A 23409-nucleotide genomic window follows, 5' to 3' on the forward strand; every position below is an offset into this window, starting at 1 on the left:
CGTGCAGCGACAGGTGTCGTTGCCGTGTGGAGCGCGGAATTGCCTGCTTTCCGTTGGCAGCCGACCACGTGTCAATGGCCCGGAGGGGGTGGGGTAGCGGGACCGTAGAGCGCCATGGATGGCGTGAACGAGCCCCCATGGATGGGTTTACGGCGTGTCCCGCTACCCCACCCCCTCCGGGCCAAGCCGCAGGGATCCATCCGCACTGCTCCGGCCGTTCGCAGTTGATTACCGCCGTTTGCGCACCAACGTGCCCGACGCCGCCAGCACCGCCTTGGTCAGCAGCGCCATCGTCTGCACATCGCCCTTCCAGTGCTGCCAGTACAGCGGCACGTCTTCCCACGCGCGCGGCTTCATCAGCACCAGTCGCCCGGCGTCCAGGTGGCGCTTCACCAGCGGCAGCGGATTCATCGTCCAGCCCAGCCCGCCCACATTGGCCTGCACGAAGGCCCGCGTCGAGGGGATCCACCACGTCGGTGCCGTCATCGGCAGATCATCCCCGGCCAGCCGGCGCGCGAAGCGGGCCTGCATGTCGTCCTTGCGGTTGAACACCAGCACCGGCGCCTGTGCCAGCGACTGCGCGTTGACCCCCTTCGCGAAATGCCGGTCGTGGAACGCCTGCGTGCAGGTTGCCGCGTAGCGGATGCTGCCCAGCGCGTGGATCTGGCAGCCCTGCACCGGCTCGTCGAGCGTCGTCACCGCGCCCAGCACCGCGCCCTGGCGCAGCAGCGCCACCGTGTGGTCCTGGTCCTCCGAGCGCAGGTCCAGCGTCGTGCCCGTCTGCCGCGCGAAATTCAGCGCCGCCTCGGGGAACCACGTCTCCAGGCTGTCATGGTTGACCGCCACCGGGATGCTGGCGTGCGGCAGGTCCTCGTCCGCGATGCCCATGCGATGCAGCGCATCGTGCTCCAGCAGCGCCGTCTGCTCCGCCAGCTGCACCAGCACCTGGCCCTCCGGCGTGGCCACCGCCGGCGACGAGCGTTTGACCAGCAGGCGGCCGATCCGGTCCTCCAGCGCCTTCACCCGCTGCGACACCGCCGACGCCGTGACATTGAGCGACTGCGCGGCCCGCTCGAAACTGCCCTCCCGGATCACCGCCGCCAGCGCCCGCAGCTGGGCATGGTCGATACGCATGGTCTTAAGCTCTGCTAAAGATGGTTAAGTAAGTTTAGCTCTACTTTTCCATGTTGCGGCGCGACAATACGCGCCATCCGGTGCTGTACGCCTTGGCGAGGCACCGCCCCCCAGCAAGACAGGTGTACCCCATGTTCTCCTTCATTTCCGGCGGCCCGGGCCTGGCCGCGTGGTTCAGTGGCGCCGCTGCCGGCATCGGCCTGTTCGCCGTCGTGGGCGCCCAGAGCGCCTTCATCCTGCGCCAGGGCATCCTGCGCAAGCACATCGTGCCCGTGGTGGCGACCTGTGCGGCCATCGATGCGGTCTTCATCTTCGCCAGCGTTGCCGGACTGCGCACCCTGACCCAGGCCCTGCCGTGGCTGACCACCGTGGTCCTGTGGGGCGGCGTCGCGTTCCTGAGCTGGTACGCCTGGCAGTCGGCGCGTCGCGCGCTGGCCGGCGGTGGCGGCATGCAGATGGACGATGGCGACAACACCTCGCGCCGCGCGGTGCTGACCGCCGCTGTCGGTTTCTCGCTGATCAACCCGCATTTCTGGCTGGACATGATGGTGATCGGCTCCATTGCCGAAAACTTCGGCAATGCGCGCATGGCCTTCGCCGCCGGCGTCGTCACCGCCAGCTGCCTGTGGCTGACCGCGCAGGGCCTGGGCGCCCGCCTGCTGGCTCCGCTGTTCACCAAGCCGCGCACCTGGCGGATCCTCGACGGCACCATTGCCGTGATCCTGTCCATCCTGGCCCTGACCCTCGCGTTCCGCGGCGTGCATTGATCTCTCTCTCTCTCCGTCAATGCACGTCCAAATGGCACCGTTCGCGGTGCCATTTTCTTTTGTGGGTCGAAAACGCCATCCCAAGCCGCCACTGGCTCGAGACGGCGCGATCTGTCTAGAATCGGCGATCACGGACAAGGTGTCCGGACCAAGGGGGAAGGATGCGTTACTCGAACTGGGCGGCCCTGGCCGTCGTGGCTGCGCTGTGTGCGCCGGTTGGGCCGGTGAGGGCCGCCGGCGTGGACCTGGAGCAGTACCTCAAGCGCGATACATTCAACGACATCAAGTTGTCGCCCAGCGGGCAGTACTACGCCGCTACGGTGCCGATGGAGGACCGCACCGCGCTGGCCATCCTGGACCAGAAGGAGGGCAAGGTGGTTGCCTCGTTCGTGCCACCGCGTAACAACCATGCCAGCGGCTTCTATTGGGTCAGCGACGACCGCGTGCTGATCAGCCTGTCCGAAAAGTTTGGTTCGCTCGACAAGCCCCAGCTCACCGGCGAGCTGTACGCCATGAGCGCCAAGGGCGGTCGCGGCGAGCTGCTGGTCGGGTATCGCGTGGAGGGCAGCGGCCCCGGCACGCGCATCCAGCAGAAGAAGGTCGAGGCGGTGGCCGCCTTCCTGATCGACTCGATGCCGCAGGAAGAGCGCAACGTACTGGTATCGGTGTGGCCGTTCTCCAACGACCCGTTCACCCGGGTTGACCGGCTCGACGTCACCAGTGGCCGCCGCCAGACCGTGGCGCGCTCGCCCGTGCGCAACGCCAGCTTCGTCAGCGACCCCAGCGGGCAGATCCGCTTTGCCCTGGGCGCCGGCACCGACAACGTCAACAAGCTGTACTACCGCGAAGCCAGCGGCGACAACTGGAAGCTGGTCAACGACGAAGCGGTGTCCAAGCGCATCGAGACCGCGCTCGGCTTCTCCGAGGACGGCAAGACCGCCTACCTGCAGGTGCAGCAGGCCGACGGCCCGGACGCGATCGTGACCTGGGACCCGGCCACCGACAAGCGCGCCACCCTGCTGCGCGACCCGGTGGTGGACCCCGAGGAGCTGCTGTACCGTCCCGGTACCCGCGTTCCGGTCGGCGCGCTGTACCTGGGCGACACCCCGCGCACCCGTTTCTTCGATGAAACCTCGGCCGACGCGCGCCTGTACCGCAGCCTGGAGGCGGCCTTCGCCGGCGAAGCGGTGCTGATCACCTCCAGCACCCGTGATGGCCGCCAGGTGCTGGTGCAGACCTGGTCGGGGCGCAACCCCGGCGACTTCTACATCTTCGACACCGTGGCCAAGAAGGCCGACCATGTGATCAGCCGCAGCAGCTGGGTCGACCCGCAACGCAACGCCAAGGTGCAGCCGTTCGCATTCAAGGCCCGTGACGGCATGGAGCTGCATGGCTACCTGACCGTTCCTGCTGCGGCTGCCGGCGCCAAGCCGCCGATGGTGGTGGTGCCGCATGGCGGGCCGTTCGGCGTGTTCGACGATGGCAGCTACGACGTGGAGGCGCAGATGCTGGCCGATGCCGGCTACGCGGTGCTGCAGGTCAACTTCCGTGGCTCGGGCAACTTCGGTCGGGCCTACCGCAGCGCGGGTGCGCAGCAGTGGGGCGGCACCATGCAGGATGACGTCACCGACGCGACCCGCTGGGCCATCGCCCAGGGCCATGCCGATCCGTCGCGGATCTGCATCTACGGGGCCAGTTACGGCGCTTATGCGGCCATGGTCGGTGCGGCCCGCGAGCCGGGCCTGTACAAATGCGCGGCTGGCTACGTCGGCGTGTACGACCTGCCGATGATGCATACCACCGGCGATGTGCAGCGCAGTGGTTCGGGCAGCACCTACCTGAAGGAATGGCTGGGCAGCCCGGCCAAGGTGGCGGAAGTGTCGCCGGTCAATTTCGCCGAGCGCATCAAGGTGCCGGTGTTCCTGGCCGCCGGTGGCGAGGACGAACGCGCGCCCATCCAGCACACCAAGCGCATGGAGGCCGCACTGCTCAAGGCAGGTACCCCGGTGGAATCGCTGTATTACCCCAACGAGGGCCACGGTTTCTATACCGACCCGCACCGCCGCGAGTACTACGGCAAGCTGCTGGCGTTCCTGTCGCGCAGCCTGGGCGGGAAGACCGCAGGCACGGCGGCACCGGCATCGGCGTCGCCCTGAGGCGTACCACGCTGCAACAGGAACGGCACCTTCGGGTGCCGTTCCTGCATCGGGCGCCCGGTGGATGGCGCCACGCCCCGGCTTCTGCCTAGAATCGCCCACCCGGACAGGGTGTCCGGGACCCAGGGGGGGAATGGATGCGCAACACACTGATGGCCGCGCTGCTGGGCGCCGGCTGTGCATTGCTGTCGGCGGGGGCCGGGGCGGTCGATCTGGAACGCTACCTCCGCGACGATGCCTTCACCAACATCAAGATTTCGCCGGACGGCACCTACGTGGCCGCCAGCGTGCCGCTCCAGGACGCGACGGCGATCGCGATCCTGCGCACCGCCGACATGGCACTGGTCGGCTCGTTCCGGCCGCCGAGCAACAACCACGCCGGCAGCTTCGACTGGGTCGGCAACCAGCGCCTGGTGATCGGGCTGGCACAGAAGTTGGGCCGCCTGGATCGTCCGCGCCCGACCGGCGAGCTGTACGGCATCAACGCCGATGGCAAGGGCGGCGAGCTGCTGGTCGGCTACCGGGTCGGCGGGCTCAACGACAGCCAGGTGTCGGCCTTCCTGACCGACGAGCTGGCCGACGACGAGCGCAACGTACTGATTGCCGTATGGCCCTTCGCGGAAAACCCTTACACCCGCATTGAACGCATTGAACGCATGGACGCGGTCACCGGGCGGCGGATGGTCGTGGCCCGTTCGCCGGTGCAGGGCGCCGAGTTCACGACCGACAACAGCGGAGAAGTGCGTTTCGCCCTTGGTTCCAGCTCGGACAACGTGCAGAAGCTGTACTACCTACGGGCGCGCGCACACCGCCGCCGCCAGGCACCAATGGGGCCTGCGCATGCAGGACGACGTGACCGACGCCACGCGCTGGGCGATCGAGCAGGGCATTGCCGATGAGAAGCGCATCTGCAACCGACCCGCGGGGGCGTTGCCGCCCCCGGCGTGGCTGATCTCGGCCCGCGTTACTTCACCCCGTGCATCATCCGCTTCAACAGCGGCGAGCCGGCCAGCGCGACCGCCGCGCAGCCCAAACCGATCCACATCAGCAACCAGAACAGGTGTTCGTAGCTGGCGGCGGCGGACGCGATGTTCATGGTCTCGCCTTCGGGCACTTCAATGGCGGCCAGTTTGCCGAACAGCGCCGCCAGCGTTTCGGAGAACGCGGTGGCCAGGAACCAGGTGCCCATCATCAGGCTGACCACGCGCGGCGCCGCCAACTGGGTCACGGCCGACAGGCCGACCGGCGACAGGCACATTTCGCCGATCTCCAGCACCAGGTACGCCAGCACCAGCCACCACACGCTGGCCATCTGGCCGGTCGCACCGACCTGCTGGGCGGCCAGTGCCAGCGGCACGAAGGACAGCGCGGCGAAGATCAGGCCGAGCGAGGACTTCAGCGGCTTGGACGGGTCCAGCCGGCGGCGGTCCAGCCAGGCCCACAGCACGGCGAACAACGGCGCCAGCACCACCAGGAACAGGCCGCCCAGGTAGGTGAGCGAACCGGCGGTCTGCGGAATGACAAGGCAGTCGCGGATGAGCAGCACCAGCATCACCGCGACGATGGCGATGAACAGCGTGCGCGGCGCCGACGAACCCGGACGCGTTTCGGACAGCCGCGCGGCGACCACGAACCCCAGCGGGGCCAGCAGCAACGAGACGATCGACCACGGCAGCGGGGTGCCATCGCGGATCACCAGCGACGGCACCAGGTCCTTGGTCAGCAGGCGGTCGGTGAAGGTCACCCACGAGCCGTAGGTCTGCTCGTATAGAGTGAAGAACACCAGGGCCATGAAGATCAGCGCCATCAGGGCGATCATCTGCTGGCGCTGCACCGGCGTGCAGCGGGTGCCGGTGAACCAGGCGAACCAGAGCAGCACGCCGCCCAGGACAACGATCATCAGCATGAGCGCGAGGCTGATTTCACCGCCCAGTGCGAACGCGCCGTTGGCGGCCGCCCACATCAGTGCGGCCACGGGAACGATGCCGAGCACGGCCACGCCGTAGATCAGCCATTCGCGCGGAATACCCAGCACGCGCTGGCGCAGCGCGGCGGCGTTGCTCGGCTCGGCATGGCCGTGCAGGTACTTCTGGCCCCACAGGAACATGGCCAGGCCAATGACCATGCCGATGCCGGCGGCGCCGAAGCCGTACTTCCAGCCATAGGCCTCGCCGAGGAAGCCGCACACCAGCGAGGCGAACAGGGCGCCCAGGTTGATGCCGGCGTAGAACAGCGAGAAGCCGGAGTCGCGGCGCGGATCGTTCTCGGGGTAGAGCTTGCCGACGATGGTGGAGATATTGGGCTTGAGGAAGCCCACGCCCATGATGATCAGCGCCAGCGAGAGGTAGGTGATGCCGAGGGCGGCCTCGTCGCGCACGACCTGGCCGCCGATGTGGGTGGCGGCATGGCCTTCGAACGCCATGCCGAGGTGGCCGAGCACCAGCAGGATGCCGCCGAACACCACGGCCTTGCGCATGCCCAGCCAGCGGTCGGCGAGCAGGCCGCCGAACACGGGAATGCAGTAGACCAGGCCACCATAGGCACCGAGCAGATCCAGGCCGGCCTTGTCGCCGAACAGGTGGTACTTGGTGAGGTACAGCAGCAGCAGCGCCTTCATGCCGTAGAAGGAGAAGCGCTCCCACATCTCGGTGAAGAAGCAGATGTAGACGCCCTTGGGATGGCCAAGGAAGTCGTCGGAGGCGGGCAGGGCGGTGGCGGTCATCGGGTGGAAGGCGACAAAACAGGTCGCGATTATTGCCTATTGGCGTGCCGAACGCGCCGCGCTGGTAGGTGCCGACCGTTGGTCGGTACGCTGCCGCGCCTACCGCCCCGCGCCGCTCAAGGGGGCGACGTCGACCGCGTAGTGCCACGCCATGCGTGGCTGCTCTTCGCGATGTACCGCGCAGCCACCCATGGGGTGGCTCTACGGGATCGGGTGCTAAAGGTAACGCAACCAGGCCAGGTCCCTGCGGCGTGCCTTCAGGCGCGCGAAGGCGCGCGTGGGCCAATACAGCGCCAGCGCCAGCGCGGCGGTGATCAGCCACAGCGTCCAGACGTGGTCCACACCGAAGTAGGCGCCATGGGTCTGGCCCCAGTACGCCTCGGCGGTCACATACAGCAGCTTCAACACATACAGATGCAGCAGGTAGAAGAACATCGGCGCCGCACCGATGGTGGCCAGTGGGGCCAGGACCCGGGCCACCGTCGGCTGCTCATAGAGACGGAGCAGCAGCAGGCCGAGGCCGAGGGTCAGCAGCAGGAACAGCAGCGAGGGCGGGTACTTGGTGACATTGAACACGCTCATCAGGGTCTGCCCGGCGCTGGCGAAGGCCTGCCACGGCGCGTCGCCGTACACGTTGGTGGCACGCAGCAGCGCGAAGCCGAGCAGGGCGCCGCCGCCGGCCCACAGCAGGCGGTGCCGGCGCTGCACGGCGTCGCCGCCCCGGGCGAACCAGGGGCCGATCGCATAGCCCAGCGCGATGACGCCGATCCAGGGCAGCACAGGGTACGAGGTGCGCAGGCGCAGCGCATCGCCGACGGCGATCCAGTCGCGCTGGTGCAACACCTTCCAGAGCACGGCCAGCGGGCCGTCGCCGCTGACGTGCACGCCGTCGAGCAGGTTGTGCCCGGCGATCATCGTCAGCGCAAACGCCGCCAGCAGGCCGCGCGGCAGCCACAGCAGGCCGGCCAGGGCCACCATGCTGATGCCGATGGCCCAGATCACCTGCAGGTAGATCACGCTCGGTGGGAACTGCAGGGTCCAGGCGAAGTTCACCACCAGCAGTTCCAGCAGGATCAGGAACAGGCCGCGCTTGAGCAGGAACGCGGAGGCGGCACGGCGCCCGTCGGCCTGGCCGCTGGCGTACAACCAGGCCGACAGGCCGGTGAGCAGCACGAACACCGGGGCGCACAGGTGGGCCAGCAGGCGGCTGACGAACAGGGCCGGTTCGATGGCATCCAGTGCCATCGGGTCGGCGACCTGCTGGTGCAGGTAGAACGTCTCGCGCACGTGGTCCAGCAGCATCAGCACGATCACGGTGCCACGCAGCTGGTCGATGGAGGTGAGCCGGGGGGAGGCGGGGGCCACGGGTGCGCCGGTGGGTGGCGTGACAGGATATAACATTACAAATACATGTGCAGTTGCCGGGCGTGGGGGTTTGCCGTTTGGGGTGGTTGGAGCGAGGGAGAGGACCTGGTCGCGCCGGCCGTGCGGGCGCCGGCATTGCTGGGTCCGGCCAACGGCCGGGGCTACGCGGGTCGCCTGCGGCGCCCCGGTATCGCCTTCGGCGATACGCCGCGCCGGTGGCGCGGCTTGCCTTACCACCCCATGAAGGCTAGGTTTGACAGGATTTTTTGCCAGCAGGGGCTTTCATGAACAACGACGACGCTGCGCCCAGACAGCTCACTTTCCGCGCGGTGGTGCTCGCCATCGTGCTGGCGGTGATCCTGTCGGCGGCCAACGCCTACCTGGGTCTGTTCGCAGGCCTGACCATCGCCACGGCCATTCCGGCGGCGGTGATCTCCATGGGAGTGCTGCGCCTGCTCGGCGGCGGCACGATCCTGGAAAACAACATCGTGCAGACCGGCGCCTCGGCCGGCTCGTCGATCGCCGCGGGCGTGATCTTCACGATCCCCGCGCTGGTGATCATGGGCTACTGGCCGGACTTCAAGTACTGGTGGGTGCTGGGCATCGCCGGTCTCGGCGGCCTGCTGGGCGTGCTGTTCTCGGTGCCGCTGCGCCGTTCGATGATCGTCGAAGACCCGCTTCCCTTCCCCGAAGGCAAGGCCGCGGCCGAAGTGCTCAAGGCCGGTGAGAACCCCGGCCCGGGCCTGAAGATCCTGGCCGTGTCGGCGGTGATCGGTGCAGTCGTGAAGCTGGCCGCTGAAAGCGGCATGCGCCTGATCCCCGATGCCTGGGCGACCTCGGCCTACGTGGGCAGCTCCAAGATCACCGCCTTCATCGGCACCAACCTGTCGCCGGCGCTGCTGGGCGTGGGCTACATCGTCGGCCTCAATGTCGGCATCGTGGTGGTGTCCGGCTCGATCCTGACCTGGCACATTGCCATCCCGCTGTACCAGGCGTTCTTCATGCACACCGACCCGGCCCTGGCCGCGTCGATCGCCACGGCGTCGTCCACCGAGGCGGCGTTCGCCATCTGGGGCGCGAAGATGCGCTACCTGGGCGTGGGCGCGATGCTGATCGGCGGTGTGTGGACGCTGATTTCGCTGCGCAAGTCGCTGCTCAATGGCGTCAAGAGCGGCTTCGCCGCCGCCCGCAAGAGCGGCGGGCCGGTGCTGGCACATACCGAACGCGACCTGCCGATGAAGTGGATGCTGGTGGCGCTGGTGGTGTTCACCCTGCCGCTGCTGGCGCTGTACCAGGCCATCGTTGGCCAGTGGCACGTGTCGATCCCGATGACCCTCATCATGATCGTCGCCGGCTTCCTGTTCGTCTCGGTCTCGGCCTACCTGGCCGGCCTGATCGGCTCGTCCAACAACCCGGTGTCGGGCATCACCATCTCCACCATCCTGTTCGCCTCGGCGGTGCTGGTGCTGCTGCTGGGCAAGGACGGCCTCACCCCGGTCGGTATCGGCGGTGCGCCGCTCGGCGCGGTGGCCGCGATCATGATCGGCGCCGTGGTCTGTTGCGCGGCGGCGGTGGGTGGCGACAACCTGCAGGACCTCAAGGCCGGCTACATCGTCGGTGCCACGCCGTGGAAGCAGCAGTTGATGCTGGGCATCGGTGCGTTCTCCTGTGCGCTGATCATGGCCCCGGTGCTGAACCTGCTGGCCACCGCCTACGGTATTGGCGTCAAGTCCGACCTGCACCCCAACGCGCTCGCCGCACCGCAGGCCAACCTGATGGCCTCGGTGGCCAAGGGTCTGTTCGGCGGTGAACTTCCGTGGACCTTCATCGGCATCGGTGCCGTGGTCGGTGCCGCGATCATCGCGTTCGACAGCTGGCTGAAGTCGCGCAACGCCCGCTTCCGCGTGCCGGTGCTGGCCGCGGCGATCGGCATCTACCTGCCGCTGGAACTGATGGTGCCGATCTTCCTCGGCGGCCTGATCGCCTACCTGGTCGAGCGCTTCCACAAGGTGCGTGCCGATGATGAGGAAGGCCGCGACCGCGTGCACAAGCCGGGCGTGCTGTTCGCCGCCGGCCTGATCACCGGTGAGGCCCTGATGGGCATCGCCATCGCCGTGCCGATCGTGGTCAGCAGCCGTGCCGACGTGCTGGCGCTGCCGTTCCACCTGCCGGCCGCCCAGTGGATCGGGCTGGCGGTGCTGTTCGTGGTGGGCTGGCTGATCTACCGGACCGGCAAAAAGGCCGGCGCGGTCTGACTCCGGTCTGATGTGAAACTGGGAAACCCCGCCATGGCGGGGTTTTTCTTTAAATGTTGCCGGCCAACGGCCGGGGCTACCCCCTCTCCGGTCGGGGCGCCGGACTGCCCATGACGTGTGGCCTTTGCGTGTTACGGGCGGGTGACACTACCATCGGCGTTTTGCCGTTCCGCGGAGAACCCGATGAAGCTTCGTTACGCCCTGCTGCCGTTGTGCCTGCTGACCGCGCTGCCGTCGCTGGCCGCCACGCGTGGCCTGGATGTGCGCGACATGATCGCGCTGGATCGGGTTTCGGCCCCGCTGCTGACCGCCGACGGCGGCAACGTCGTGTTCGCCAAGCGCGTGCTCGGCACCGACAGCAAGGCGAGCACCGGCCTGTACATCCGCAACCTGCGCACCCGCGACCTGGCGCCGCCCCGGCCGCTCACCCCGGCCGGCTGGAACGTCAATTCGGCCGCGCTGTCGGCCGACGGCCAGACCGTGTACTTCCTCAGCGCCAAGGGCGGCAGCCAGCAGCTGTATGCCATGCCGCTGGCCGGTGGTACTCCGCGCCAGCTGACCGACTTCGCGGTGGACGTGGACAGCTACCAGATCTCGCCGCAGGGCGACCGTGTGGCCTTCAGCGCCGGCGTGTTCCAGGACTGCGGGTCGGACCTGGCCTGCACCAGCAAGAAGCTGGACGCGCACAAGGCGCGCAAGAACACCGGCGAGGTGTTCGACAGCCTGTTCGTGCGCCATTGGGACACCTGGAACGACGGCCGCCGCAACACGCTGTTCGTGGCCCCGTTGCCGGCCGCCAAGGCCGCTGCGGTGAAGGGCGCCTCGGCGATCAGCGCCACCCTGGTCGGCGACGCGCCGTCCAAGCCGTTCGGCGGCAACGACGATTTCACCTGGGCACCCGACGGCAAGAGCGTGGTGGCCAGCATCCGCGTGGCCGGCCGTGAAGAGGCGTGGTCGACCAACTTCGACCTGTACCGCCTGGACGCCGAGGGCAAGCAGGCCCCGGTCAACCTGACCGCAGCCAACCCGGCCTGGGATGCCGGCCCGGTGTTCAGCGCCGACGGCAACACCCTGTACTACCGCGCGATGAAGCGCCCGGGCTTCGAGGCGGATCGCTTCGGCGTCATCGCCCTCGACCTGGCCTCGGGCAAGACCCGCGAAATTGCCCCGAACTGGGACCGTTCGGCTGGCGAAGTGGTGCTGTCGCAGGATGGCAAGAGCTTCTACACCGGCGCCGATGACCTGGGCGAACACCGCCTGTTCAACATCGACATCGCCACCGGCAAGGCCACCGTCGTGGCCGAAGGTGGCAGCATCGGTTCGCCGGTGATCGCCGGCGGCACGCTGGCCTACACGAAGAACAGCCTGAAGAGCGGCGACCAGATCGTGGTGGCGCAGGCCGACGGCAGCAGCCCGCGCGAGATCACCCCGAGCGCCAGCGAAGTGCTGCCGGACGTCGCCTTCGGCGATTACGAGCAGTTCCAGTTCAAGGGCTGGAACAACGAGACCGTGCACGGTTACGTGGTCAAGCCGTACAACTACCAGGAAGGCAAGACCTACCCGGTCGCGTTCCTGATCCACGGCGGCCCGCAGGGCAGCTTCGGCAACGGCTGGAGCTACCGCTGGAACCCGCAGACGTACGCGGGCCAGGGCTACGCGGTGGTGATGATCGACTTCCATGGTTCCACCGGCTACGGCCAGGCGTTCACCGATGCGATCAGCCAGCACTGGGGCGACCGCCCGCTGGAAGACCTGCAGAAGGGCTGGGCGGCGGCGCAGAAGCAGTACCCGTTCCTCAACGGCGACAAGGCCTGCGCACTCGGCGCCAGCTACGGCGGCTTCATGGTCAACTGGATCGCCGGCAACTGGAATACGCCGTGGAAGTGCCTGGTCAACCATGACGGCGTGTTCGACCAGCGCATGATGGGTTACGCCACTGAAGAGCTGTGGTTCACCGAGTGGGAGCAGGGCGGCACGCCGTTCGCCAAGCCGCAGAACTACGAGCGGTTCAATCCGGTCAACCATGTGGCTGACTGGAAGAAGCCGATCCTGATCATCCACGGCCAGCTCGATTTCCGCATCCCGGTCGAACAGGGCCTGGGCGCGTTCACTGCCGCGCAGCGCCAGGGCATCGAGTCGAAGTTCCTGTACTTCCCGGACGAGAACCACTGGGTGCTCAAGCCGCAGAACAGCGTGCAGTGGCACGACACGGTCAATGCGTGGTTGAAGCAGCACATCGGCGAATGATGTGGACAGGGGCGGCCGCCGGGGGGGCGGGGGGGTGGGGGGCCCCGGCCGCCGGGGGGGGGGGGGGGGGGACGGCGCGGGGGGGGGCGACAAGGAGTTGGTAAAAAAAACCCCCACCCGGTCGAAGGGGCCCCCCCCCCCCGGGCTTTTTTACCCCCCCAAACAACCCCCCCCCGCGCCCCCCCCCCCCCCCCCCCCCCCGGGGGCGCCCCCCCCCCCCCGCCGGCGCCGCCCCCCCCCCCCCCCCACCACCCCCCCCCCCCCCCCCCCAAACCCCCCCCCCTCTACCGCACACCCCGCACACCCCGCACACCCCGCACACCCCGCACCCAACCAGGCATTCCACTACGTGAAAGCACCCGCCCTGATCCAGAACGACATCGTTGTCTTCGGCCTCATCGCCGCCACCCTGGGTGCCGTGTTCTGGACCGCCTCACGCCAGACGGGGCTGTGGAAGCGCTTCTACACTTTCGTGCCGGCGTTGCTGCTGTGCTACATGATCCCCGGCATCTACAACACCGTCGGCCTGATCGACGGGCAGAACACCAGCCTGTACAACCCGGTCGCGCGTGACATCCTGCTGCCGGCCGCATTGGTACTGCTGACGCTGGCGGTGGACATCAAGGGCATCCTGCGGCTGGGCCCGAAGCTGATCGTGATGTACCTGGGTGCATCCTTCAGCATCATGATCGGCGCGGTGGTGGCCTTCATGCTGATGAAATGGGCGCACCCGGAAACCGTTGCCGGCGATACCTGGGCCGGCATGGCAGCCTTGGCCGGCAGCTGGATCGGCGGCGGCGCCAACATGCTGGCCATGCGCGAAGTATTCGACGTCAACGCCACCACGTTCGGCCAGTTTGCAGTCGTCGACGTGGGCGTGGGTTACGTGTGGATGGCGGTGCTGATTTTCATGGCAGGGCGCGCGGCGAAGATCGACGCACGCACCGGCGCCGACACCTCGGCGATCGATGCGCTGAAACTGCGCATCGAGAAATTCCAGGCCGAGCACGAGCGCGTGGCCAGCCTGACCGACCTGATGCTGATCGTGGCGGTGGCGTTCGGCACGGTAGGCCTCTCACACGCCATCGCCGGGCCCGTATCGGCCTGGTTCAAGGGCCACGTCGCCTGGGCCTCTCAGTTCAGCCTGGACGCACCGTTCGTGTGGGTGGTGGTGATCTCCACCAGTTGCGGCCTGGCGTTGAGCTTCACCCGCGCACGCAATCTGGAAGGGGCGGGCGCCTCGAAGCTGGGCTCGCTGCTGCTGTATTTCCTGATTGCCTGCATCGGCATGCAGATGGACCTGCTGGCACTGCTGGAGCGCCCCTGGCTGTTCGCGCTCGGCCTGATCTGGATCGCCGTGCACATCGTGCTGCTGCTGGCGCTGGCGGTAGTTCTGAAAGTGCCGTTCTTCTACTTCGCCATCGGCTCGCAATCCAACATCGGCGGCCCGGCCTCGGCCCCGGTAGTCGCCGCTGCGTTCCACCCCTCCCTGGCCCCGGTAGGCGTCCTCCTCGGCACCATGGGTTACGCAACCGGCACCTACCTCGCCTACATAGTGGGCATCACCCTGCGGGCGTTGGCCGGCGGCTGACGTTTCGCGCGGTAGAGCGTTGGCGTTTTCATTCTGTGCGCGCGGGGCGTGGGGTGGCAGGGCCGTGTGTTGCACGCGCTGCTTTCGCCGTGGATGTTGATCTTCGATCCGGTCGCAGGAACCCACGGGGCCTACCCCTTCCTCGCCCACACGCGGAAGCAGGACAGCCAGCGCCGTTCGCCCAAATCCAAACGATGCCGGCCAACGGCCGGCGTCACGGGTTAGAGCAACCCGCGCTCGATCAACCAGGCTTTGGCATCTTCCGCATCCTGCTCGAACCAGGCACGCGTCGAGCCCAACCGATAGGTGTACCCCCACGCATCCATGTCGGCCATCAGCTGAGCGCTGCCAACACCGGGCAGCTGTTCGGCCAGCACGATCTGCAGGTAACAGGTGGCGTCTTCTTCGGGGACCGAATCGGTGGCATCGGTGTGGACCAGTGCGCGGCGCTCCGGCGGCAGCACGATCAGGTGGCAGGCCTCGTGCAGCATCGAGTGCACCGGCGTGTCGTTGCGGACGTAGACGTCGCTGGCGATGATCCCGGCTTCGGGCTCGCCCCAGTAACTGCCGGGAATCGGCGCCCCGTCGGCCACGTGATGCAGCTGCAGCGCGTGGCGGGCCAGCAAGGCCGCGGCATCGTTGAATGCAATGTCGCCTACGCGGGTGACCTGCGGTTCTGCTTCTGCGGTGGCGGTGTTCATGGCGTGTCGGTGTTGCGCCCCCGTCCGTGCGGATAGGGGCGCTGTCGATCAGGGGTGCTGCGGGCCTTCCGGCAACGCGACGGAGATGTCGAGCACATCGTGCTCGCCGTCCTTGACCAGATCCACCTTCACCGCGTCCGCGTCGATGTTCACGTACTTCTTGATCACTTCCAGCAGCTCGCGCTGCAGCAGCGGCAGGTAGTCCGGGCCACCGCGGTGGCTGCGCTCCTGCGCGATGATGATCTGCAGGCGGTTCTTGGCCGTTTCGGCGGTGGTCTTCTTCGTCTTGAGGAAATCGAACAGGCCCATGCTTACCCTCCGAACAGCTTGCTGAAGAAGCCCTTCTTCTCAACAGCGGTGAAGCGCATCGGGCGCTCTTCGCCAAGGATGCGGGCGACCGCATCGTTGTAGGCCTGGCCGGCGGGCGATTCTTCGTCCAGGATCACCGGCTCGCCCTTGTTCGACGCGTTCAGCACGTCGGCAGATTCGGGGACGACGCCGATCGCTTTCAGACCCAGCACCTCTTCCACGTCGGTGATGCTCAGCATCTCGCCGTCCTCCACCCGCTTCGGACTGTAGCGCGTCAGCAGCAGGAAGGCCGGCACGTTCTGCCCGGTTTCCGCCTTCTTCGTCTTCGAATCCAGCAGGCCGATGATGCGGTCCGAGTCGCGCACCGACGACACTTCCGGGTTCACCACTACCACCGCGCGGTCGGCGAAGTACATCGCCAGGAACGCACCCTTCTCGATGCCGGCCGGCGAGTCGCAGATGATGTAGTCGAAGCCGTCGGCCTTCAGGTCCTCCAGGACCTTGCCCACGCCTTCCTGGGTCAGCGCATCCTTGTCACGGGTCTGCGAGGCGGCCAGCACGTACAGATTGTCGAAGCGCTTGTCCTTGATCAGGGCCTGCTTGAGCGTGGCTTCGCCGTGGACAACATTGACGAAGTCGTACACCACGCGGCGCTCGCAGCCCATGATCAGATCAAGGTTGCGCAGGCCGACGTCGAAGTCGATCACCGCCACCTTCTTGCCACGGCGTGCCAGCCCACAGGCCAGGCTGGCGCTGCTGGTGGTCTTGCCGACGCCGCCCTTGCCGGAGGTGACTACGATGATTTCAGCCAAAGGACTTCTCCTGATTCTTCTGTTGGGGTGCTGGCTCAGTCCAGCGCAGCAATCTTGATCTGGTCCTGCTCCAGCCACACCTGCACGGCCTTGCCGCGCAGCGTGTCCGGAACATCGTCCAGTACCTTGTAATGGCCGGCAATGGCGACCAGTTCAGCGTGGAAGTCGCGGCAGAAAATACGCGCCGCGGTGTTGCCTTGGGCACCTGCCAGGGCTCGGCCCCGCAGCGTACCGTAAATATGGATGCTGCCATCGGCGATCACCTCGGCGCCGGCGCCGACCGTGGCCATGACCGTCAGATCGCAGTTTTCCGCATACAGCTGCTGGCCCGAACGCACGTTGCTGGTCTGCATGCGTCCCGGCTGCGGCGCGCGGGCCGCGTCCGTGGCCGCTGCAGCCGGCGCGGCGACCGCGCGGGCGCGGCGTGCCGGTTCCGCAGCGGGGGCGGGTGCTGGCGCCACGGGCGCCGGTTCGGCCTCGGCACGCTCGTATTGCGCGCGGAACTTGGCCAGCAGCGGCAGGCCCAGCTGCTGCGAGAGCAGGTCGGTCTCCGTGCTGCCATAGGCCAGCGCCACCGGCAGCACGCCGGCACTGCGCAGGCCGTCCAGCAGCGCCTGCGCCGTGGCCACGTCGGGCATCCGGGTCAGGCCGCCGAAATCCAGGATCACCGCCGCGCGGCCGAACAGCTTCGGCGCGCGTGCCACCCGGTCATGCATCTCGCGGGTCAGTCGTTCCACATCCAGGGTGCGGATGCGCAGGTTGGCGATTCCCACCTGGCCGATCTTCAGTTCGCCGGCCTGTTCAAAATCCATGTTCGCCGCCACTTCAGGTCCCCGTCGGTCGGTGCGCGCGCAGCGGCTCGCGACGATGGCCCACCCAGGGCACGTCGGGCAGCGTATCGCCGTAGGTGTCGTGCACCCACTGGTAACTGCACAGATCCTTGAGCAGCATGCTGGCACGCACGTCCACGTGCTCCATCGTGTTCTGCCCGACCTCGCGGAAGCCGAAGCTGCCGTGGAACAGCAGCGCCGCATCGGCGCCGTGGTCCAGGAACACCTCGCAGGTCAGCTGCGGGTAGCGCAGCTCGGCGTAACTCTGGGCGTCGGCGTAGAACGCACGACCCACACCGCCGCCGCGGCGCCGGCTGGCCACCACGATGCGGTCGATATAGAAGAATTTGCTGGCCAGGTGCTGCTGGAACCAGGCGAAGTTGCTGCTGTCGTGCTGGCTGTCGCTGCCAAAACCGATCAGGAAGCCGGCCAGGTTGCCGTCGCGCTCGGCGACGCGGAAGTACTCAGCGGTTTCATAGAACAGGCGCAGCCGGGCAGCATCCAGCGGAAGGATGGCCAGGCCGGCGTTGTTGTTCAGGGCCAGGACGGAATCGAGCTCGTGCTCGCGCACGTCGCGGATGACAATCGACATTGTGACTCCGTGGGGTAACGCGGTTGGCCCGTCGAGGGGCCCTGCAGGGGATTATTGCATGGGTGGCTGCCGGGGGCACATGCCAGCCATGACTTATGTCCGGGTGCAGCGGGGCAGGTTCAGCCTAAGATGCGTCCATGTTGGGATACCTCAGCCAAACCCGAGTACTGCGACTGGCCGGCCTGTTTACCTGGGTCATGCTGGGCCTGCCCTTGGTCTACTCACAGTACGAAGCGCTGATGAAGCGTAGCGGCGGCGGCATCGACGTGCCCGCGCTGCTGCTGTTCCTGGCCTACCTGGCCTTCGGCGGCGGCTACCTGTGGCTGACCCGCGGCCTGCGCAACGGCGGCCATTCGGCCTGGTACGACCGCGCCATCCTGGTGCTGCTGACCATCTCGGCGCTGGCGGTGAGCTTCCTCAGCGGCTCGGGCCTGGGCAGCATCCTGATGATGGTGGCCGCCGGGGTCATTCCCTGGATGCTGCCGGCGCGGGTAGGGGTGATCTGGCTGCTGGTCAGCCAGCTGGCCGTCGCGCCCGTGTACTACCTGTTCCTGCCGTTCTCGCTGTTCGAGGCGGTGATGCAGTCGCTGCTGTACGGCGGCTTCTCCATGTTCATCTTCGTGACCAGCCTGGTCGCGCGGCAGCAGACCGACGCCCGCGAAGAGCAGCGCCGGCTCAACACCGAGCTGCGCGCCACCCGCGTGCTGCTGGCCGAGAGCGCGCGGGTCAATGAGCGCACGCGCATCTCGCGCGAACTGCATGACCTGCTGGGCCACCACCTCACCGCGCTCAGCCTGAACCTGGAAGTGGCCGGCCACATCACCGAGGGCCAGGCCCAGGAACACGTGCACCAGGCCCATACGCTGGCCAAGTTGCTGCTCACCGACGTGCGCGAGGCGGTCAGCCAGCTGCGCGACAGTGGCGCCATCGACCTGGCCGCGGCCCTGCGCCCGCTGACCGAACAGGTCCCGTCGCTGGACATCCACCTGGATATCGAGGAGCCGCTCAGCGTGGAGGACCCTGAACAGGCCCACGTGCTGCTGCGCTGCACCCAGGAGATCATCACCAACGCGGTGCGCCATGCGCGCGCCCGCAACCTGTGGATCCAGGTGCGCCGGGAGCCCCCGGGGCTGGTGGTGGTGCAGGCGCATGATGACGGGGTGGGCGCCGACGGCATCGTGATCGGCAACGGCCTGCGCGGGATGCGCGAGCGCCTGCAACAATGCGGCGGTGAGCTGCAGATTGAAACCCACCGGGGCCAGGGCTTTCGCCTGCGCGCCTCGGTCCCCGGCGTGCCAGTGCTGATGCTGGGTGCCATCCTGGAAGGAGTGCGTTGATGATTCGCGTCTGCCTGGTCGACGACCAAACCCTGGTGCGGCAGGGGATCCGCTCGCTGCTCGCCCTGGACGACGGGATCGAAGTGGTGGCCGAGGCCGCCGATGGCCGCCAGGCCGTCGAGGTGGTTCCCCAGGCGCGCCCGGACGTGGTCCTGATGGACATGCGCATGCCGGTGATGTCGGGGCTGGAGGCGCTGCAGATGCTGTCGCGACTGAACCAGTTACCGCCGACCATCATCCTGACCACCTTCGACGACGACCAGCTGGTGCTGGCCGGGCTGAAGGCCGGCGCCAAGGGCTACCTGCTCAAGGACGTCACCCTGGACCAGCTGGTCGGCGCCATCCGCACCGTGGCCGACGGCGGCTCGCTGGTGCAGCCGGCGGTGACCCAGCGGCTGCTGTCCGGGCTGGAACACATGCGCAACGAGTTCGTCAGCCTGGACCGCCCGGATCCGCTGACCGACCGCGAGACCGAGATCCTGCGGTTGATGGCCAGCGGCTTCTCCAACAAGGAGATCGCCAATTCGTTGGGCGTGGCCGAGGGCACCATCAAGAACCACGTGTCCAACATCCTGTCCAAGCTGGGTGTGCGCGACCGGACCCGGGCGGTACTCAAGGCATTCGAGCTGCAGCTGGTCTGATCGGGGCAGGGGCGACCGGGCCGGCGGTGCCGGTCGCCAATTGGCCTCAACATGAACGCAAGTTGAAACCCTTGTGCCGCAAGGGCTGCGAGGGTCGCTTCCGCCTCTCTTGCCGAAACCGGCAAATAAATATCGCGGTGTGTCGCGTGCTGGACCGCGCGATGCGCTATCTTTCCGCTCCTTGTCTATTCAAAACCGCTGCTGGTATGGAAACCGGTGCGCCAATCCTGATCAACAACACCCGCGAAGCCTGCTAGGATTGGCGCTTCGCTTCAATCAACCCGGCCGTGGGATCGGCCCCGGAGACTCCTGAATGACCCGTATTATCGAGTTCCTGATCGCCTTGGGGATCGTGGCTGGCCTGTTCGTCATCATTGGCGTTGTGCTGCCGGGCGAGCGACACATTACCGAAAGCATCGAGACCAACCGCAAGATGACGATCGTGTACGACACGGTCAACAGCCTGCGCCGCTTCAAGGACTGGAACCCGCTCCTGCTGCGCGATCCCGCCGTTGAACTGAAGCACTCCGGCCCCGCCGCTGGCGTGGGTGCCCGTCTGGACTATTCCTCCAAGGAACCGTCGCTGGGCCAGGGCAGCTGGGAAATCACCGCGTCCGAGCCGAACAAGCGCGTCGACATCGCCATCGAAGACGAGACCAAGGGCCACGACAAGAAGACCAGCTTCACCCTCGAGCCGACCGGCAAGGGTGGCCGCAACGTCAAGATCACGCAGGACTACAGCATCAAGTACGGCTGGAACCTGTTCGGTCGTTACGCGGGTCTGTATGTCAGCCGTCACGTCGGTGACGACCTGAAGCTGGGTCTGTCGCGCATGGCCAACATGCTGGCCACCGTGCCGAACATCGACTACCGCACCGCCGAAGCCCCGCTGACCGACCTGGCCATCATCGATGCCCCGGCCGAAGACCTGCTGGTCGTCACTGCCGGCAACGTCGACCGCGGCGAAGCGACCATCACCAAGTCCATCAAGGACAACCAGGAGTGGATCAAGCGCGTGATGGAGGCCAATGACCTCGAAGCCGCCGGTCCGTTCCGTATCATCACCACTGACTTCGGTCAGGAGAAGTACGCCTTCGACGTGGCCCAGCCGGTCAAGAAGAAGGGTACCGAAGGTGCTTCAGCTGAAGCCCTGACGGTGAAGATCGACGGTGGCGCTCCGGTCAAGTACGTGCACGTCGCTCCGCACCGCACCGCGCATGCCAAGTACACCGGCCACATGGCTGGCCTGGACATCGCCCGTAACGCCCTGCGTGCCTGGGCCGTGACCGGTGGCAACGAAGTGATCGACCGCCCGTACGAGTCCTGGAACGCAGGCGTGGAGAAGTCGTTCACGCCGGAAGCGACCTACGACATCTACTGGGCCGTCAAGTAATCCGACGGTTGCCCTGATGTAACGTAGAACTGAAAACGCGCCGCTTCCTGCGGCGCGTTTTTTTTTGAAGGAGACCGGCATGCTCAACCTGGAACGACGCGCGCGTAAACCCTCCCTGCTGGCCTGCCTGGGCGGCCTGCTGGCCGCCACGGCGGTCGGGCTGTCGGCATACGCGTCGCATGGCATCGCCGAACCCTTGGCGCAGTCGCACGTGAACACGGCGGCGCTGTTCGCCTTCGGTCATGGCGTGGCGCTCGCGGTGCTCGGGCCCACCCAGCAGAACAGCGTGGGCAAGCTGGCGCTGTACGTGCTGCTGCTGGGCACGCTGCTGTTCTCCGGCAGCCTGGTCGCCGGCGCGCTGTGGCAGCTCAGTACCGGGCTGGCCCCCGTGGGTGGCACCGCACTGATGCTGGGCTGGGTGGTTTACGGGCTCAATGCCTTGAGGCGTTGACCGGTCAGCGACGCATGGCGTCGCTCTACAGCGCGGTGGGGCGCTGATTGGTCAGCGACGCATGGCGTCGCTCTACGGCGCGGTGGGGCGCTGATTGGTCAGCGACGCATGGCGTCGCTCTACGGTGCGGGGTCGGCCTTGGGCGCAAATGCCGGGTCGTCGCTGATGCGCGTCCGTGGCGGACGCCGCGCTTCCTGCTTCAGATGGCGGTGGTAGGCGAACGTGGCCAGCGTGCCGCGGATCATCACGAACGAGAAGATCACCGTCAGCGACAGGCCCTTGAGCACCGTCAGTTGGCCGACCCACAGCAGCGCGAGTTGGCCCAGCAGATAGAAGGCCAGCAACGCGCAGGCGGCGGTCCGGCTGTAGCGGTGGATGCCCCAGGCCAGGCCGAGGAGGATGCCAACATTGAACAAGGCGCCCGCCGCAGTGAACAGCACCACGATCAGTGCCTGATCGCCAAGTTGAAATCCTGCGTAGAGGTTTGCCAGGGCGATGCCATCGCCCGCCAGCGACATCGCCGCCAGCACCAGGGCGGCGATCCACATGTGCTTGACCGGCCCGCCGATGGCATGCGGAACCTGGTTGGCGCGCAGTTGCGCGTGTTCCGGCGCAGGCGCGGTGCTGCTGGCTTGGTAGGGGCTGTCCTTGTGCATGTGGTGAATCCTTGCTTGAACGGGGGGTGCCCGTCTGCGTCAGCGACGCATGGCGTCGCTCTACAGCGGGGTGTCGAGCTTCGGCGCGAAGGTCGGGTCGTCGCTGAGGCGCGCGCGCGGCGGCCGGCTGCGCACGTCGCGCAGATGGCGGTGGTAGCGGAAGGTGGCGAGGGTGCCGCGGATGCTGACGAAGCCGAAGATCACCGTGAAGCCGATGCCGGTCAACGCACCCTGTCCCCCGACGATCTTCAGCAGCGTGCCCAGCGCCGACAGGCACCAGACCGCCAGAACGATGCTCGCCACCACGCGGCTGCGCCTGTGGACCCCGTACGCGAGCAGCATGTAGATCGCGGTAAGGCAAAGCGCCAGCGCCAGCAGCGTCGGATGGAGCGGCCGGTCGCCGAAGTACGGCACCAAGCTCGTGATCAGCGCCAGGCAGCCGGCGACGACCAGCAGAATCGCCATGTGTTTGATGGGGCTGGTTATCTCGCGAGGTGCTTCATCGCGCCAGTCGAGTCGATAGGACGGCTGCGCGACTGATGTCGCTCGGCTTGCCTTGTACGGGCTGTCGTCTTCCATGGCGCGTTATCTCCTTGATTGTTTCGCGAAGCCTGATGACAGATGTACGGGAACCGTAGGTGCGTCAACGCGCCTGCCAGCACCAGTGCCAAGGCTCGTAGACGATACCGTGCGGATTGTCGCGTGGGTAGCTGAGCCGGAAACCATGGGTCCCTGCATGCCGCACCAGCCAGGCGAACGCAGGGGTGGCCTCGAAACTCTCTTCGGCCGGCAGCTCGCCCGGGCAGCTGATGTCCAGCGCACGGCCGCTGTGGTGTTCGCTGTAGCCCGGCGCGGCGTTGACCTGCAGGATGTCGGCCACGGCCAGGCCGCGCGCACGTTTGCGCGCGAAGATGCCCAACTGGTAGTCGTGGCTGCGGTAGCCGGAGATGGCCTCCAGCACGATGCCGTCGCGTGCGGCCTGCGCGTGCAGGCGTTGCCACGCGTGCGCGGCGCCCTGAAGCAGCCACAGCGGCCGGCGATAGCGGTCGAATCCGGCCAGCGCCAAGCGCGCCGGTTCGGCCTCCAGGGCAAGACCGGTGTCGTGTTCGTAGCGGTCGGCATCGATGCCCAGTTGCTCCAGACGTTGCTGCAGGCCGCTCAGCGGCAGCAGTGCGTCGGCCGCATGCGCGCGCTGGGTGCCATGCAGGGCCAGGTCGAGCACGTCCAGCGCGGCCTCGATGCCGGGCTCGCGCATCAGCCGCGGCACCAGCGGCAGCAGCCCCTGCGCGGTAGCCGCGGCCAGGTAGCGTCCGTCGCGTTTGCGCCGCAGCACCCAGCGCGCCTGGGCCAGCGCACGCGCGTCGGCATTGCCGCGCGCGCGCAGCAGGCCGCCGGGCCACAGTTCGATGTCGGCGGTGTTGATCAGCAGGGCAGGGGAACGGCGCATGCA

21 protein-coding genes are annotated in these 23409 nt (G+C 67.3%); 10 read left to right on the forward strand and 11 right to left on the reverse strand.

What is annotated here, in order from left to right:
• Positions 1 to 228: 228 nt before the first annotated feature.
• A complete protein-coding gene (locus ACOZHM_RS08185; RefSeq protein WP_421568762.1) occupies positions 229 to 1134 on the reverse strand; it encodes a LysR family transcriptional regulator ArgP in 906 nt (301 codons plus the stop codon).
• A 131-nt stretch (positions 1135 to 1265) separates the two neighbouring features.
• Between ACOZHM_RS08185 and ACOZHM_RS08190 the strand changes: the two genes are divergently transcribed.
• From ACOZHM_RS08190 to ACOZHM_RS08200, 3 genes are all read left to right on the forward strand, one after another.
• Positions 1266 to 1901 carry a LysE/ArgO family amino acid transporter gene (locus tag ACOZHM_RS08190; protein ID WP_421568763.1) on the forward strand — a complete coding sequence of 212 codons (636 nt, stop codon included), beginning with the start codon at positions 1266 to 1268 and terminating at the stop codon, positions 1899 to 1901.
• Positions 1902 to 2062: 161 nt separating this feature from the next.
• The gene (locus tag ACOZHM_RS08195; protein ID WP_421568764.1) at positions 2063 to 4057 is read left to right on the forward strand and encodes an alpha/beta hydrolase family protein; all 1995 of its coding nucleotides are present in this window, start codon (positions 2063 to 2065) and stop codon (positions 4055 to 4057) included.
• A 137-nt stretch (positions 4058 to 4194) separates the two neighbouring features.
• Positions 4195 to 4956: a hypothetical protein gene (locus tag ACOZHM_RS08200; RefSeq protein ID WP_421568765.1), complete on the forward strand. Its 762-nt coding sequence runs from the start codon at positions 4195 to 4197 to the stop codon at positions 4954 to 4956.
• 65 nt (positions 4957 to 5021) lie between these two features.
• Here ACOZHM_RS08200 and ACOZHM_RS08205 read toward each other — a convergent pair whose 3' ends face one another.
• Together ACOZHM_RS08205 and ACOZHM_RS08210 are read right to left on the reverse strand one after the other, a co-directional pair.
• The gene (locus tag ACOZHM_RS08205) at positions 5022 to 6779 is read right to left on the reverse strand and encodes a peptide MFS transporter (RefSeq protein WP_421568767.1); all 1758 of its coding nucleotides are present in this window, start codon (positions 6777 to 6779) and stop codon (positions 5022 to 5024) included.
• Between the two features lie 216 nt (positions 6780 to 6995).
• The gene (locus ACOZHM_RS08210) at positions 6996 to 8180 is read right to left on the reverse strand and encodes a DUF1624 domain-containing protein (RefSeq protein ID WP_421568768.1); all 1185 of its coding nucleotides are present in this window, start codon (positions 8178 to 8180) and stop codon (positions 6996 to 6998) included.
• Positions 8181 to 8428: 248 nt separating this feature from the next.
• On the opposite strand from ACOZHM_RS08210, the gene ACOZHM_RS08215 reads away from it, so the two are divergent.
• The 3 genes from ACOZHM_RS08215 to ACOZHM_RS08225 all read left to right on the forward strand — a co-directional run bounded on the left by ACOZHM_RS08215 (position 8429) and on the right by ACOZHM_RS08225 (position 14237).
• A complete protein-coding gene (locus ACOZHM_RS08215) occupies positions 8429 to 10399 on the forward strand; it encodes an OPT family oligopeptide transporter (protein WP_421568770.1) in 1971 nt (656 codons plus the stop codon).
• A gap of 183 nt (positions 10400 to 10582) precedes the next feature.
• Positions 10583 to 12646, forward strand: coding sequence for a prolyl oligopeptidase family serine peptidase (locus tag ACOZHM_RS08220; RefSeq protein WP_421568771.1), 2064 nt, complete (start codon positions 10583 to 10585; stop codon positions 12644 to 12646).
• Positions 12647 to 12995: 349 nt separating this feature from the next.
• Positions 12996 to 14237, forward strand: a complete 1242-nt coding sequence (locus tag ACOZHM_RS08225) for a DUF819 domain-containing protein (RefSeq protein ID WP_421568772.1) — start codon at positions 12996 to 12998, stop codon at positions 14235 to 14237.
• A gap of 221 nt (positions 14238 to 14458) precedes the next feature.
• Here ACOZHM_RS08225 and ACOZHM_RS08230 read toward each other — a convergent pair whose 3' ends face one another.
• Genes ACOZHM_RS08230 through ACOZHM_RS08250 form a run of 5 tightly spaced genes read right to left on the reverse strand, consistent with a single transcriptional unit; the run spans position 14459 to position 17481 of the window.
• Positions 14459 to 14938 carry a hypothetical protein gene (locus tag ACOZHM_RS08230; RefSeq protein ID WP_421568773.1) on the reverse strand — a complete coding sequence of 160 codons (480 nt, stop codon included), beginning with the start codon at positions 14936 to 14938 and terminating at the stop codon, positions 14459 to 14461.
• Between the two features lie 48 nt (positions 14939 to 14986).
• Entirely contained in the window at positions 14987 to 15247 is a 261-nt protein-coding gene (gene minE, locus ACOZHM_RS08235) for a cell division topological specificity factor MinE (RefSeq protein WP_313343529.1), read from the reverse strand.
• A 2-nt stretch (positions 15248 to 15249) separates the two neighbouring features.
• Positions 15250 to 16059 carry a septum site-determining protein MinD gene (gene minD, locus ACOZHM_RS08240; RefSeq protein WP_421568774.1) on the reverse strand — a complete coding sequence of 270 codons (810 nt, stop codon included), beginning with the start codon at positions 16057 to 16059 and terminating at the stop codon, positions 15250 to 15252.
• A gap of 35 nt (positions 16060 to 16094) precedes the next feature.
• Positions 16095 to 16871 carry a septum site-determining protein MinC gene (minC, locus tag ACOZHM_RS08245; RefSeq protein WP_421568776.1) on the reverse strand — a complete coding sequence of 259 codons (777 nt, stop codon included), beginning with the start codon at positions 16869 to 16871 and terminating at the stop codon, positions 16095 to 16097.
• Between the two features lie 13 nt (positions 16872 to 16884).
• Entirely contained in the window at positions 16885 to 17481 is a 597-nt protein-coding gene (locus tag ACOZHM_RS08250) for a GNAT family N-acetyltransferase (protein WP_421568778.1), read from the reverse strand.
• 137 nt (positions 17482 to 17618) lie between these two features.
• Between ACOZHM_RS08250 and ACOZHM_RS08255 the strand changes: the two genes are divergently transcribed.
• The 4 genes from ACOZHM_RS08255 (at position 17619) to ACOZHM_RS08270 (ending at position 21303) form a co-directional block, all read left to right on the forward strand.
• A complete protein-coding gene (locus ACOZHM_RS08255) occupies positions 17619 to 18818 on the forward strand; it encodes a sensor histidine kinase (protein ID WP_421568780.1) in 1200 nt (399 codons plus the stop codon).
• A complete protein-coding gene (locus ACOZHM_RS08260) occupies positions 18818 to 19459 on the forward strand; it encodes a response regulator (protein WP_421568781.1) in 642 nt (213 codons plus the stop codon). The genes ACOZHM_RS08255 and ACOZHM_RS08260 overlap by 1 nt, the downstream gene beginning before the upstream one ends.
• Before the next feature lie 313 nt (positions 19460 to 19772).
• The gene (locus ACOZHM_RS08265; RefSeq protein WP_421568783.1) at positions 19773 to 20852 is read left to right on the forward strand and encodes an SRPBCC family protein; all 1080 of its coding nucleotides are present in this window, start codon (positions 19773 to 19775) and stop codon (positions 20850 to 20852) included.
• A gap of 79 nt (positions 20853 to 20931) precedes the next feature.
• Positions 20932 to 21303 carry a DUF423 domain-containing protein gene (locus tag ACOZHM_RS08270; protein ID WP_421568784.1) on the forward strand — a complete coding sequence of 124 codons (372 nt, stop codon included), beginning with the start codon at positions 20932 to 20934 and terminating at the stop codon, positions 21301 to 21303.
• A 119-nt stretch (positions 21304 to 21422) separates the two neighbouring features.
• On the opposite strand, the gene ACOZHM_RS08275 is transcribed toward ACOZHM_RS08270, so the two are convergent.
• The 3 genes from ACOZHM_RS08275 to ACOZHM_RS08285 all read right to left on the reverse strand — a co-directional run bounded on the left by ACOZHM_RS08275 (position 21423) and on the right by ACOZHM_RS08285 (position 23406).
• Positions 21423 to 21959, reverse strand: a complete 537-nt coding sequence (locus ACOZHM_RS08275) for a hypothetical protein (protein WP_421568785.1) — start codon at positions 21957 to 21959, stop codon at positions 21423 to 21425.
• A 60-nt stretch (positions 21960 to 22019) separates the two neighbouring features.
• Positions 22020 to 22538, reverse strand: coding sequence for a hypothetical protein (locus tag ACOZHM_RS08280; protein WP_421568787.1), 519 nt, complete (start codon positions 22536 to 22538; stop codon positions 22020 to 22022).
• Between the two features lie 64 nt (positions 22539 to 22602).
• Positions 22603 to 23406, reverse strand: coding sequence for a M15 family metallopeptidase (locus ACOZHM_RS08285; RefSeq protein ID WP_421568789.1), 804 nt, complete (start codon positions 23404 to 23406; stop codon positions 22603 to 22605).
• Between the last annotated feature and the right edge of the window lie 3 nt (positions 23407 to 23409).

It is taken from the genome of Stenotrophomonas sp. PD6, from assembly GCF_049199305.1.
In the GTDB taxonomy this organism is placed as follows: Bacteria; Pseudomonadota; Gammaproteobacteria; order Xanthomonadales; family Xanthomonadaceae; genus Stenotrophomonas.